Source organism: Campylobacter sp. RM12647 (genome assembly GCF_020138135.1).
In the GTDB taxonomy this organism is placed as follows: domain Bacteria; phylum Campylobacterota; class Campylobacteria; order Campylobacterales; family Campylobacteraceae; genus Campylobacter_E.
The window spans coordinates 14,574-28,414 of the sequence record NZ_JACGAS010000004.1 but is presented as its reverse complement, the minus strand read 5'-3'; the positions used below and the strand labels follow the sequence as shown (position 1 = coordinate 28,414).

The 13,841-nt window shown below is 28.7% G+C and carries 12 protein-coding genes; 7 read left to right on the top strand and 5 right to left on the bottom strand.

The window, feature by feature from the left end; all coding sequences use genetic code 11:
• Window position 1: 1 nt before the first annotated feature.
• From fucP to AVBRAN12647_RS02485, 3 genes are read left to right on the top strand one after another with little or no spacing between them, the layout of a single operon-like run.
• Window positions 2-1,249 carry an L-fucose:H+ symporter permease gene (gene fucP / locus AVBRAN12647_RS02495; RefSeq protein WP_336614642.1) on the top strand — a complete coding sequence of 416 codons (1,248 nt, stop codon included), beginning with the start codon at window positions 2-4 and terminating at the stop codon, window positions 1,247-1,249.
• Window positions 1,246-1,980, top strand: coding sequence for an amidohydrolase family protein (locus AVBRAN12647_RS02490; protein WP_336614641.1), 735 nt, complete (start codon window positions 1,246-1,248; stop codon window positions 1,978-1,980). The genes fucP and AVBRAN12647_RS02490 overlap by 4 nt, the downstream gene beginning before the upstream one ends.
• A gap of 1 nt (window position 1,981) precedes the next feature.
• Window positions 1,982-2,299 carry an L-rhamnose mutarotase gene (locus AVBRAN12647_RS02485; RefSeq protein ID WP_214118470.1) on the top strand — a complete coding sequence of 106 codons (318 nt, stop codon included), beginning with the start codon at window positions 1,982-1,984 and terminating at the stop codon, window positions 2,297-2,299.
• 62 nt (window positions 2,300-2,361) lie between these two features.
• Here AVBRAN12647_RS02485 and AVBRAN12647_RS02480 read toward each other — a convergent pair whose 3' ends face one another.
• Window positions 2,362-3,114 (bottom strand): amidohydrolase family protein, encoded by a 753-nt coding sequence (locus AVBRAN12647_RS02480; protein WP_214120164.1) that lies wholly within the window; start codon window positions 3,112-3,114, stop codon window positions 2,362-2,364.
• Window positions 3,115-3,123: 9 nt separating this feature from the next.
• A complete protein-coding gene (locus AVBRAN12647_RS02475; RefSeq protein ID WP_239803599.1) occupies window positions 3,124-4,413 on the bottom strand; it encodes an SLC13 family permease in 1,290 nt (429 codons plus the stop codon).
• Between the two features lie 105 nt (window positions 4,414-4,518).
• Between AVBRAN12647_RS02475 and AVBRAN12647_RS02470 the strand changes: the two genes are divergently transcribed.
• The 4 genes from AVBRAN12647_RS02470 to AVBRAN12647_RS02455 all read left to right on the top strand — a co-directional run bounded on the left by AVBRAN12647_RS02470 (window position 4,519) and on the right by AVBRAN12647_RS02455 (window position 11,234).
• Window positions 4,519-7,257, top strand: a complete 2,739-nt coding sequence (locus AVBRAN12647_RS02470; protein WP_336614640.1) for an FAD-binding and (Fe-S)-binding domain-containing protein — start codon at window positions 4,519-4,521, stop codon at window positions 7,255-7,257.
• Between the two features lie 144 nt (window positions 7,258-7,401).
• On the top strand, window positions 7,402-8,772 hold the full coding sequence (locus tag AVBRAN12647_RS02465; RefSeq protein WP_214120167.1) for a dihydroorotase: 1,371 nt from the start codon (window positions 7,402-7,404) through the stop codon (window positions 8,770-8,772).
• A 1-nt stretch (window position 8,773) separates the two neighbouring features.
• Window positions 8,774-9,979: a hydantoinase/carbamoylase family amidase gene (locus AVBRAN12647_RS02460; RefSeq protein WP_214120168.1), complete on the top strand. Its 1,206-nt coding sequence runs from the start codon at window positions 8,774-8,776 to the stop codon at window positions 9,977-9,979.
• A complete protein-coding gene (locus AVBRAN12647_RS02455) occupies window positions 9,969-11,234 on the top strand; it encodes an MFS transporter (protein WP_336608573.1) in 1,266 nt (421 codons plus the stop codon). The genes AVBRAN12647_RS02460 and AVBRAN12647_RS02455 overlap by 11 nt, the downstream gene beginning before the upstream one ends.
• 43 nt (window positions 11,235-11,277) lie before the next feature.
• Here AVBRAN12647_RS02455 and citF read toward each other — a convergent pair whose 3' ends face one another.
• Genes citF through AVBRAN12647_RS02440 form a run of 3 tightly spaced genes read right to left on the bottom strand, consistent with a single transcriptional unit; the run spans window position 11,278 to window position 13,840 of the window.
• Window positions 11,278-12,786 (bottom strand): citrate lyase subunit alpha, encoded by a 1,509-nt coding sequence (gene citF, locus AVBRAN12647_RS02450; RefSeq protein WP_336614639.1) that lies wholly within the window; start codon window positions 12,784-12,786, stop codon window positions 11,278-11,280.
• Window positions 12,783-13,598, bottom strand: a complete 816-nt coding sequence (locus AVBRAN12647_RS02445; protein WP_239803603.1) for an HpcH/HpaI aldolase/citrate lyase family protein — start codon at window positions 13,596-13,598, stop codon at window positions 12,783-12,785. The genes citF and AVBRAN12647_RS02445 overlap by 4 nt, the downstream gene beginning before the upstream one ends.
• Window positions 13,595-13,840 (bottom strand): hypothetical protein, encoded by a 246-nt coding sequence (locus tag AVBRAN12647_RS02440; protein ID WP_336609375.1) that lies wholly within the window; start codon window positions 13,838-13,840, stop codon window positions 13,595-13,597. The genes AVBRAN12647_RS02445 and AVBRAN12647_RS02440 overlap by 4 nt, the downstream gene beginning before the upstream one ends.
• Window position 13,841: the final 1 nt, after the last annotated feature.

The following is a 13,841-nucleotide window of genomic DNA, read 5'->3' as shown; positions in this document are numbered from 1 at the left end:
AATGAATAAAAATGTAAAAATTGCAATTATTTTAGTAACTTCATTATTTTTCTTATGGGGTGTTAGCTATGGACTTGTTGATGTTATGAATAAAAACTTTCAAAATCATCTAGGCATTACTCAACAAAATAGTGGCTACTTGCAAATGGCTTATTTTGGGGCGTATTTTGTGATGGCACTTCCTGCTGGCTGGATTGCTTCAAGATTTTCTTATAAGGTTGGGATTATTACAGGACTAGCACTTTATGCGATTGGTTGCTTATTAATAATTCCTGCAACTAATATGGCTAGTTTTTCTATGTTTTTATTTGCATTTTTCATTCTTGCGTGCGGGCTTGGAGCACTTGAGACTAATGCAAATCCTTATATGACAAAGCTAGGAGATGAGAAAAACGCTTCTTTTAGAATTAATGCAGCTCAAAGCTTTAATGGTTTTGGACAATTTGTTGGACCTATTATTGGTGGAAGTTTATTCTTATCAATCACTCATAGTGGCGAAAATGCAACTGATACAGAAAAAGAACAAGCATTACTTGAAAATATGTTTAATGTGCAAATGGTTTATGTAGGAATTGCTTTAGTAGTGTTTTTAATCTTACTTGCATTTGTGTTTAATAAAATTCCAGAAGGTAGCGAAGTAAGTGAAGAAGTAGAGTATAAAGACAACTCAAAATCAATTGATGTATTTAAACATAGACATTTTAACTTAGGCGTATTAGCTCAATTTTTATATGTTGCAGCTCAAGTTGGAGCAGGAGCGTTTTTTATAAATTACGCAGTAGAACATACAGCAAGTTTAGGAGAAAAAGCTTTAAGCGATGAAAAATCAGCATATTTTTTCTCAGCTGCACTTGTTGCGTTTATGATAGGAAGAATTGTTACAACTCCACTTATGAAAAAATTTAAAGGTGAGAGTATTTTGGGACTTTATTCATTAATAAATGTTGCATTGTGCTTTTATTTATATATTGCTGATGGAATGATTAGTGTTTATGCTTTAATTTTAGTATTTTTCTTTATGAGTATTAGTTTTCCTACTATTTTTGCCGTTGCTACAAAGGATTTGCCATTAAATCAAGTAAAACTTGGTGGCTCAATCTTAGTAATGAGTATTTGTGGTGGTGCAATAATGCCTACAATTATGGGTTCAATAAATGATAATTATGGCACAGGTGCGGGATTTTTAGCTTTAGCTCCTTGCTTTTTATATGTAGCATTATATAGCTTTTTATGGACTAAAAAGTCATGAAAATAATTGATACGCATTTTCATATATGGGATAAAAATGATATTAGTTGGGTGCAAAACGCCCCAACTAGATTGCAAAGAGATTTTTCTTTTGATGAATATTTAGATGAGTTTAGCAAAAGTGATTTTTTAGGTGGAGTTTATGTAGAAATAAATGCAAATAATCCTAGCCAAGAGAGTGCAAAAATACTTAGCTTTAAACATAAAAAATTACTTGCTTTATGCCTTGCTACGATAGGTGGTGCTAGTTTTAGAGAAGTTTTACATACAAAGCCAAGTGGATATTGCTTAGGCAGTGAGTTTAAAAAGACTATTAATCTAGTAAATGCAAATGATTTAATGTTTGAAGTTTGTATAAACGAAGATGAGCTAAGTAATTTTAGCAAAATTGCAAAGGAATTTAAATCAGGAATTATCTTTAATCATTTTGCAAATATTAAGGATTTTAGCGGCGAAGATAGTTTAAGGCAAATTGCTAAAAAAGAAAATATTTATATGAAATTATCTTGTCAAGATGATTTTATTTTAGGTAAGGATTATTCAAAATTACTTGATATGGCATTTAATATTTTTGGAGAAAGTAGAATTTGTTTTGGCTCAAACTATCCTGTAAGTGAGTTAAAACCAAATGAATGGATTAGAATAATTGAAAATCATTTTAAAAGTGATGATTTAAAAGAAAAGATTTTTTATTTAAACGCAAAAGAAATTTATAAAATAAAGGAGATTTAAAATGCAAAGATTTGGGCAAATTATAAAAGTTATTCCGGAAAAATTAGCTGAATACGAAAGACTTCACGCAAATCCTATGGAAGGTGTAAATGAGATGATAAAGGCTTGCAATATTCGTAATTATTCAATTTATAATTTTGGCGAATATCTATTCGCTTATTTTGAGTATGTAGGGAGTGATTACGAAGCTGATATGGCAAAAATGGCAGCCGATGAGAATACTCGTAAGTGGTGGGCTTGCACAGACCCTTGCCAAATATCACTTGGCTATGCAGGTCAAAAATGGCTTAATATGAAAGAAGTTTATCATTTAGATTAGACTTTTCATATTAAGTTTAAAATAATTCTTATTTAACTAAATTAAATAAGAATTAAAAATATTTATATAAAGAAAAGCTCTTTAGCATTATCTTGTAATATAATTTTAGCTTTATCATTAGTAACTTTTAAAAAATCATCTAAAGCTTTTTGATAATTTATTTTGCTTTCGTAATTTGTATGCGGCCAATCACTTCCATAAACAAAGCGTTTTATATCAAAAATATCGCTTAATTTATCAAATACATCTTTACTAAACGCTAAATCTTCATCTAATCTATAAAAACCACTTACTTTAAAATTAATATCTAAATTTTTATAATTATTAAACTCATCTAATAATTTAAAAGTATCTTTATTAGGTCTTGCAAGATGATCAATCATAATTTTTACATTATATTTGGCTAAATCATCAATGATAAATAATAATTTATCTAATTCTTTATGTAATTCTATGTGAAGATTAAATTCTTTAATATACTCTAAAGCTTCTTTATAATCATCAAAATTAGGCTTATCTTTTCCTATTAGATTAAGCCTTAATCCACAGACATTTTTTTCTTTTAAATCACTAATATTATTAGGGTCAATTACCACAATTCCCCTTAAATTAGAATGCTCTTTTAAAGCCTGTAATAAATATGAATTATCAAAACCTAAAAAGCTAGGCTGAACTAAAACTCCATAAGAAAAATTAAATTCCTTTAAATTAGCCAAATATTGTTCGCAACTTGCATCATAATTTGGCACATATCTAACTACATTAGCCGAACTTATATTTGCTCTAAAAATGTGAGCGTGAGTATCTATATACATAATTCTTCCTTAAAAAATATTCATAACAATAATTCCAGCAATTAATGCTGCTATAAAACCTATAGGAATTGCTCTTACAATCAAGCCTTTAAATAAACTATCCTTATGCTCGTTTGCAATCGCTCCTAAAACCAATGAACCTCCAGAGCTAAATGGAGAAATAGCACTAGCTTGTGCTCCAATTACTATGCAAGTAAATAACACAACTTCACTAAACCCACTTGCATTGCTTAATGTAGGCACAAGTGGGAAAAGTGCAGGAGTAACCACTCCTAAAGTACTAGAAAATAGCGACATAATAGCTGCAATTATCATCATCATAATAGGGACAATTATTTTTGGCACATTGCTTTCTACAAAGCCTGATAATTGATTAATCACACCTGCTTTAGTAGCAATGCTAACAAGTATCCCAACTCCGCAAATCATAATCAAAGTCCCCCAAGGAATAAGTGCTATAACTTGCTTTTCATCTCCTAATTTTAAAAGCAATGATATAGCTACAAAAACAATAGCTATTAATCCTATATCTATTTTAGAATTTATAAAAGTTATAGTTTTTTCATTAGGAAATGCAATGTGTAATAAAGGAAAAGCTAATACAAAAACCATCATAAGCGCCATTAAAATTAGTGTGGTTTTTTGTTTATCATTAAAAGTAATTTTTTCGCTTAATAATTCTATTTTTATATTAGATTTTTTTGCTTTAAATACAAAAAGACTGATTACAAAAATAGGCAAAATAAAAGTAAATAAAAATATCACAAAAGCATTAGAAAATGCAATATCAGGATTTATACTTGATTTTTCCATAAGAGAGCGAAATATTATTCCACTTTGAGAAGTTGGGAAATTTGCCCCGCCTAAAGCACCATAATTAATAGCCATAGCTCCACCAACTCTATCAAGACCTGTTTTTTCACAGAGTAAAAAAGTAATTGGAGCCATAAAGGCTAAAACACTATAAAATCCAGCACCCATTGCAGCAATTAAAGCCGATACTAAAAATATAGCATAAGGTAAAAAATACGGATAATTTTCAAATTTTTTAATCAAAAATGCAGCTAGTTTTTCTAATGTCCCATTAACACTTGCGAAATTATAAAATAACGAAACCGCAAAAATAACAAAAAATATAGAAACAGGCCAATAAGAAATAATTTCTTTAGGCTTTAAATCCATAAAAAACGCACCAATAATATAGGCAAATATAATTGCAAAAAATCCTATATTTAAACGAGTTTTATAGCCAATTAGAATTGATAAAACAATGGCTAAGATAATAAAACTTGTAAGCATATTAATCCTTTAATTAAAAATCTTTTTTTAAATTCTTTTTTAAATTCCAAATAATTTATGTAAAATAACATTAATTTGATTAACGAAGAAAAAAGGAGAAATAATATGAATAATTATGAATTATTTTATAATGAAGCTAAGAATATGTTTAAAGATAGGATATTTAATGACTATCTTAGATGTTTTGCTTATGGAATTGATGCGTCTTGTTATAAATATGTCCCTAAGATAGTAGTAATAGCAAGAAATGAGAGCGAAATACAAGAAATAATTAGACTAGCAAATAAATATAAAACTCCATTAAACTTTAGAGCAGCAGGAACTAGCTTAAGCGGTCAAAGCTCAACGGATAGTGTTTTAGTAGTAATTAAGTTTGCATTCAAAAAAATCGCTATAAATGATGATGCTAGCGAGATTAGTTTAGGTTGTGGTGTTGTTGGAATTAATGCTAATTTATCATTAGCTAAATTAAGTAAAAAAATTGGCCCAGACCCTGCTACGATTAATTCAGCTTTAATTGGTGGTATTGTTGCTAATAACTCAAGTGGTATGTGTTGTGGAACTAAGGATAATTCTTATAAAACTTTAAATAGTATTAGAGTGATATTAAATGATGGAACTATCCTAGATACTAAAGATAAAGCAAATGTGGAAGAATTTAAAAGAACTCACGCTAATTTAATTAATGAAATTAGAGCTATTAAAGAAGAGATTAAAAATGATAGCGAATTATATGAATTAATTAAACGCAAATTTAAAATCAAAAACACAACAGGCTATGCTATAAATTCTTTCATTGATTATGATGATGAAATAGATATTTTAGCTCATTTATTTGTAGGTAGCGAAGGGACTTTAGGTTTTGTTAGTGAAGCAAGACTTAAAACTATTGATGATTTACCTTATAAAGCCTGTGCTTTATTATTTTTTAATGATATTAGCGACGCTGCAAATACTATTAGTGAATTTGCAAAATATGATTTTATAAATTCAGCTGAAATTATGGATTATGCTAGTTTAAAAGCTGCTAGTAGTTATGATGAATTAAAAGATTTATTAAGTGATATAAAAGACAATAATACCTGTGTATTAATTCAAACTGAAAGCGATAATGAAGAAGTTTTAAATGCAAATATAGTTAAAATTAAAGAGCTTTCAAGTAAAACTTTTAAATCATATTATTCTAAAGAAAAAAGCGAATATGATTTATGGTGGAAGATTAGAAAAGCGCTTTTACCAATAGCAGCTAGTAAAAGACCTGTTGGAGCTACTGTTATTACTGAAGATGTGTGTTTTGAGATAAAAGATTTAGCAAATGGTATTAGTGCTATTCAAGATTTATTTAAAGAATTTAATTTTGAAGGTATTATTTTTGGTCACGCATTAGCTGGAAATATTCACTTTATCATTACTCCTAATTTAAATGATAAAACCGAATTTGAAAATTTTGCAAAATTAGTAGAAAAAATGTCAAGTGTAGTAGCTAGTTTTGGTGGAAGTATTAAAGCAGAGCATGGCACAGGAAGAATGGTTGCACCTTTTGTTGAGATTGAGTGGGGTAAAAAAGCTTATGCTATAAACTGCAAGATAAAAGATATTCTTGATAAAGATAATATATTTAATCCTGATGTAATTATTACAAAAGATAAAGATATTTATAAGAAAAATATCAAAAACCAAAGCCCTGTTGATGAAGCTTTAAATTTATGTATGGAATGTGGATTTTGCGAGAGATTTTGTCCATCAAATGAAATCAGCCTAAGCCCTAGACAAAGAATTGCAGTGCTTAAAGAGATGAAGAGTTTAGAAGAATTAAACGACGAAGATAGCAAGAAAAAATTAAAAGATATGAAAAAGCTTTATAATTTTTATGTAGATACTACCTGTGCTGCTTGTGGGGTTTGTTCTATGGTATGTCCTTTAGGTATTAATTTTGCTGATTTTAGCTTAAAATATAGAAAAGCAAATCAAGGAACTATTTCAAGAATTATTGGTAATTTTGCTTATAATCACCACGAAACTACTTTAGCTCTAGCAAAAACTTCTTTAAAAATTGCTAATAAATTTGATAATTACAAATTAAATAATTTACTAGCTACATTTAATTTACCACAAAGTAGAAATTACTTGCCTAGAGCAAATGATTATAAGTATTCAACAAATACTCAAGAAGAAAATGTTATATATTTTACAAGTTGTTTAAATAAAGCATTTAAGCCTAATGCAAAAATGAGTGATAAAAGAAGCATTCAAGAAGTATTTGAAAGTCTATGTAAAAAGGCAGGAATTGGAATAATCTACGCTCCAAATGATTTATGCTGCGGAAAAGCTTATGAGAATTATGAAAATATTCAAATTGCTAATGAAGCAAAATTAAATGAGTATTTATCTAATCAAAATTGCAGCGTTGTGATTGATCATTCTGCCTGTTCGGCTAAGGTAGTTAAAAATCATAAAGGTAAAGTTTATGATTTGAGTGAATATTTATACAAAGTAATTGCTCCAAGATTAAAAATTACAAAAGTAAATGAGCCAATAGGCTTATATATTATGTGTGCTGCTAGAAAAATGCATATAGAAGATAGCATAATGAGTTTAGCTAAATTATGTGCTGATGAAATAGTAATTGATAATGATACATATTGCTGTGGATTTGCTGGATATAAAGGCTTTTTAACTCCTAAGCTAAATATAAGTGCTACAAATAATTTTAAGAAATTTTATTCAAGCACTAATGTTAAAAGAGGCTTTAGTTCATCTAGCACTTGCGAAGTAGGACTTAGCGATGCTACTAATATGTCTTGGCAACATATTGCTTATTTATTAGACGAATGCAGTAATTAATCATTGAAAGAATTTGAAAATTAATTTTCAAATTCTTTAAGCTTGTGTTACTAAAAGTAATACAAGCTTTAATATTTTTCTTTTTTTCTATCTTTTTATCAATATATCTAGTATCCTAAAAACATAAGTTAATAAAGGAGTAAAATGAAAACTTATGTTTCTAAATTAGTATTAAAAGATACTATAGGTATTGGTGTTTTAGTTGTTAAAGAAGAGCTCTTTAGTAGAGTAGAATTATTTTTAGAAAAAGATTATCAAAAGAGCATAAAAGAATTAGCAAATATTTATGGTTTTAGTGAAGACGCAATTGATTTAAGAGATAAGATTATTTTTCCATCGGCTATTGATTCTCAAGTGCATTCTCGTTCTCAAGCAAATAATGAAGATTTTGAACTAGCAAGCAAACAAGCAAGTGCAGGTGGTGTTAGTGTAATGGTAGAAATGCCTTATGATGCAGGATTACTTATATCAAACGCAAATAATTTTAATAAAAAATTAAAAGATGGCTTAGAAAATTCTTATGTTGATTTTGCTCTTTATGCGACCATAAATCCAGAAGATGGTATAAAAAATATTGAAGAATTAATAAAATTAGGTGCTTGTGGCTTTAAATTATCTTTATTCGGAACAGACCCTGTTAGATTTCCTAGAATACCACCATATTTAATGTATGAAGTTATGCTTGAATGTGCAAAATATGATGTAATGGTAGGAGTGCATAATGAAGACCATGAAAGTGTTATTTATCTAACTGAAAAAATAAAACAAGAAAGAACAGACTATAAAGCACATAATTTATCTCGCCCTGAGTGGGTTGAAAATATAGCTGTAAATACTATATATGAATTAGGAGCTAGTGCAAGAGCGAAAGCTCATGTTGTTCATGCTTCTAATAAAAGAGCTTTAGAAATTGCTAATAATTATAAAAAAGATGGCTACAAAGCTAGTGTTGAATGCTGTTTGCATTATTTAATTTGCTCTGAAGAAGATGAGGTTAGAAGATTAAATGGTATTGCTAAAATCAACCCACCAATAAGAGATTTAGCCAACAAAGAAGCTATATGGGAATGTTTAAAAAATGGCTTAGTTGATGTGGTTTCAACAGACCATGTAAGATGGAGTAAAGATAGAAAAAGTAATGAGAATATATTTTTAAATTCTAGTGGAGCTGCCGGTCTTGAAGTGTTATTACCTTTATTTTTAAGTGAATGTAAAAAAAGAAATGTAGATTTAAGTTTAGCTTCTAAATTACTATCAACTAATCCAGCGAAATTGTTTAAATTGCCAAATAAAGGAGAATTAAAAGCTGGAAATGATGCTGATTTTGTTATTTTAAGCGAAGATACTTATAAGTATTATGCAAAAGATGGTTTTAGTAATCTTGATTATAGTTTGTATGAAGGCTATGAAATGCTTTATAAAATAAATGAACACTATGTTAGGGGTAATAAAGTATTTGATGGTAAAAATGTATATAAATTTAATGCAAAATTTATAAATCCTAACGAGAATTGATATGAAAATACTTGCAGATGATATTAAATTTCATATAAATAATTTAGCAAAAATTACAGAAACAAATCGTCCTTTTACTAGATTGGTATTTACTAATACTTATGAAGAAGGTAGAAAATATATTAAAAATCATTTTTTAAATTTAGGACTTAATGTTATATATGATGATTTTGCCAATATGTTAGCTATTAAAAAGGGCAAAAGTAATGAATGTATTATAATAGGTTCTCATAGCGATACCGTTGCTAGTGGTGGTAGATTTGATGGAGTTTTAGGTGTTGTATCTGCTATGGTAATTGCTACAGCTTTAAAAGATATACAATTAGATAAAACTTTAATTTTTTGTGATTATTTAGGAGAAGAGCCTAATTATTTTGGTTTATCTTGCGTAGGTTCTAGGGGAATGTCTGGTAATTTGAGTAAAGAACAACTTGATATTAAGGTTAATGATACTAAATTATCAGATATGATAATCAAATCAGGTGGTAATAAATCATTTAGAACTTTTAACGAATTAGGAATAGGTAAGCTTATTGAAAGTTATGAATTGCATATTGAACAAGGAAATATGTTAGAGAGTTTAAATACTAAGATTGGTATTGTAAATAAAATTGTAGGTATTTCAAGATTTAATGTGGAATTTAAAGGTTTAAGCAATCACGCAGGAACAACAGCTATGCATTTAAGAAAAGATGCTTTATTAAATTCTTCAAAATTTATTGTATGGTTAAATGATAAAGCTATTGAGTATTCTAAACAAGCTTATACGGTAGCAACCGTTGGGGCGTGTAGTGTAATGCCTAATGCTGCTAATGTTATTTCTAATAGTGTAAAAATAAGTATAGATTTAAGAAGTGAAGATGATTTAATAAGAATAAATTTTATTAAAGAGATTGAAGAAAAGTTAAAAGATTTAGACGCTAATTATAAATTAGTATCAGATTCTAATGCTACTCCTGCTGATGATTTAATTATTAAGAATTTAAAACAAACAGCAGATGAGCTACAAGTAAGTAATATTATTATGCCAAGTGGGGCAGGGCATGATAGTGCTTTTATAGCTAAGATAGCTTCTATGGGTATGATTTTTATACCTAGCAAAAATGGTTTATCTCATCATCCTGATGAAGAAAGCTCATTTGAAGATGCAGCTATTGGCACTCAAATTATTTTAAATAACATATTAAGGAGTGGTTATGAAAAATAGAACAAGAACCGTTATAGCAGCTTCTATGGGTAATGCTTTAGAATGGTATGATTTTTCTTTATTCGCATTTTTTGCAGTATATATTAGTGCTAATTTTTTTCCAAAAGAAGCAGACCCAATTACTAATATGATTAATACTTTTTTATTATTTGGGGTTGGTTTTATAGCAAGACCTATTGGTGCTATATTATGTGGTTATATAGGTGATAAATATGGTAGGAAAAAGTCTTTATTGCTAACTATTTCAACAATGGCTATAGGAATAATTATTATAGTATTAACTCCAAAATTTCAAGATATAGGATATTTAGCTCCTATTATGCTTTTAGTAGCAAGATTATTTCAAGGATTTAGTGCAGGTGGAGAAATCGGTGGAGCAACTAGTTATTTATTAGAAAATGCTGATAAAAAGCAAAGATTATTATATGCTTCATTTTTGCAATCAACCATTGGAATTGCTAATATATTATCTGCATTAGCTGGAGTTATTATTACTACTATATTTACTACTCAAGATATTTATGATGGTGCTTGGAAATATGCTTTTGCTTTCGGGCTTTTGATTATTCCTGTTGGTGTATATATTCGTAATAAATCTAATGAAAGTGCAGTTTTTATTGAGCAACAAAAAGAGAACAAAAACAAAGCACCTTTAAAAGATTTATTAAAAGATTATAAAGGTAGAATTTTTACAGGTATGCTCTTTAGCACATTATGGACTGCTGGAGTTTATAGTTTAATTATTTTTATGCCTACTTTTTATCATAAATTCTTAGGCTATGATATGCAATTAGGCTATACGGCTAGTTTTTTAGGAAATATATTTTTGACATTAGGGTGTTTTTTTGCAGTGTTTATAGCACATAAAATTGGTCTTATAAAATCTCTTATGATTTCTATTGGGCTTTTATCTTTTATTCCATTTTTGGCTTTATATGTTTTATTAGGTAGTAGTAATGCTTTTTTATTATTTGCTATTCATATAATTTTATGTTTATTAATTAGCTTTTTTGTTGGATTAGCACCTGCTATTATGAGTTTATTATTTCCTGCTCATGTAAGAAGTAGTGGTTTGAGTATTTCTTATAATTTAGTTGCAATATTTTTTGCAGGATTTACTCCGGCAATTATTACATATTTAGCAAAATTTAGCTTATTTGCTCCTGCTGCTTGGACTTTATTGTCTTGTATTTTAGCTTTTTGGGGAGTTGTAAGAATGAAAAAATTAGGTCTTGATAATTGGCAAGAGTTTTAATTAAAAAGAATTTGAAAATTAATTTTCAAATTCTTTAATTGTTTTAGACTTGTCTTATTACATCAATTACACTGCCATCGCGATATTCAACGACGGCTACTATTCTTTTATTTGATTTTTCATATTCACAAACTCCACAAATATTATTTGCAATACTAGCTAAGTCTTTTATATCAAGTATTTTTAGCCTTGAGTTTTTTAAGGTTTTTGCCAAAGTTTTATCATTTAGTGCAATTCCGTATTCACAAACAAGTGCATTAATGCTTTCGCCTGGAGTTGTAATTGAGTTTATTTTTTCTTTAACGATAGCTTTTCTAGTCCTAATTAAATTAGTAGTAATTATTGCTAGTTTTGCTCCTGCAGCAGCGTCGCTATGCCCACCACTTCCGCCCATAATATATCCATTTGAACTAGTCATTACATTGGTATTAAAATTAGTATCAACTTCAGTTGCTCCTAAAACAACGCAATCAAGTCTATTTACTATAGGAGAGCTTGTGTGAATGTTTGCATACAAACTTGAGCTAACTTCGTAATGATTAGGATTAGTTTGCAATGATTTTAAAGCTTCTAAATCAAAACCTTGAACATCAAAAATATTATTAAAATACCCTTCATTATATAAACTAACTAAATATGCAGTTATTCCGCCCATAATAAATGAGCCTTTGATATTTTTTTCTTTCATAATTTCTTTTACATAATGAGCACTTGCAAGGCTTATCCCACCAGCTCCTGTTTGAAATGAAAAACCATCTTTTAAAAGCCCACTTTCATCTATTAAATTAGCCGTTGTTTTAGCAATTTTTAGCTGAATTGGGTCTTTTGTAATATCAGTTGTGCCTGATTTAATACCATTTGGATCACCTATCTCATCAACCATTAAAACATAATCAATCTTATCTTGAGTAATACTAGGATTGCTTAATGGATAAGGATATATAGTATCACTTACTGCAACGCTAACTTTAGCAAAGTCTGCATCAGGCATAGCATAACCGATTGAGCCAAAGGCATTTTTGCCCATAGTGCCGTTTATATTCCCTGTGTTATCAGTTGCACTTGCTGCAATAAATGCTACATCAATTTCTAAATCCCCAGCATAAATTGCTCTAGCACGACCGCCGTGGGTTCTAAAAATAGCTACTTTTTTAAATTCTCCACGAGAAATAGCATTTGCGACTTTTCCTGTGCAATAGTTTGTATCTATTTGAGTTATTATTCCTTTTTTTGCATATTCTACTAAAAAATCATGAGCTGGGAAAATTGCACTAATTGCTAGTTTTAAATCATTTATGCCTAGCTCTTCACAAGCTTGTAAGATAATTCCTACTACTTTATCTCCATTTCTTAGATGATGATGAAATGATATTGTATCTCCACTTTTTAAGCCTGTTTTTTTGATTAATTCTTTTACATTTGTATAGACTTTATTATCAGTTGGGTTTGATAATTTTATATGTTTTTTAAATGCTTTTTCTTTAGGTTTTAAGCTAAATGCTCCGTTAAAAGCAATTACTTCTCCATAATCTTTAATATAATCAATATTCATAGAATTTCCTTTAAAATCTTTTTAGCACGACTAACAATAGGCGCATCAATCATTTTGCCATTTAGTGAAATTACTCCACTTTTTTTAAGTTCGGCTTCTTTTATAGCGTTTAGGACTTGATTAGCCCAGATTATTTCTTTTTCGCTAGGTTTAAAGCAATTATGAATAATATCAATATGCCTTGGGCTAATTACTAATTTGCCATCAAATCCTAGATTTTTAATATAAGTTGTATCGGCTATTAATCCATTTTCATCATTTATATTTGTATATGGAGTATCTATTGCATCTATTTTTGCAGCCTTACATACATTTAATAAATAATTTCTAGCAAAATCAATCTCAACTCCACTCTCACTTCTTCTTGCACCAATTTCGCTCGTATAATCTTCTGCACCAAAGCAAATAGCACTAACGCCATTTAAAAATGCTAATTCTTTAGCATTCAATAAGCCAAGTGGAGTTTCTATTAAAAGTAAAATTTCAATTTTTGGATTTAAATTCTTAGTGTATTTGATAAGTTCTTTAATCTCTTCTATATTTTCAGCTTTTGGGATTAATATGCTATTAATTTTAGTTTTTGATAGTGCTAAAATATCGTTTTTTGCATACTCTAAATTAATCCTAACTATTTTTTCACATTCATAATTTAGCATAGTTAAGGCATTGCAAACTAGATTTAAGGCACTATCTTTTTGCATAGGACTTACTGCATCTTCTAAGTCAAATATAATAGCATCAGCTCCAAATAATCCTGCGTTTTGAATATTTCCTGCATTATTTCCTGGTATAAATAGCAATGTTCTTCTCATTTTTCTAACCTTTCTAATGCTGTTTTTAGCCTTGCTAAGATACAAAAATCTAAAGAACCTTTATCATTTATCTCTATTAAAACATTTGTATTTTTGTGTTCTTTACAATAATTTTGAATTAAGTTCTTAATATGTTTTGCATAAGGATTTTCTTCTTCATTTATAAATACGATTTGAAATTCCTTATGTTTTTGAATATTAATTAAACAATCATTTGATTCAATAGTTCCAACGCTAATCATC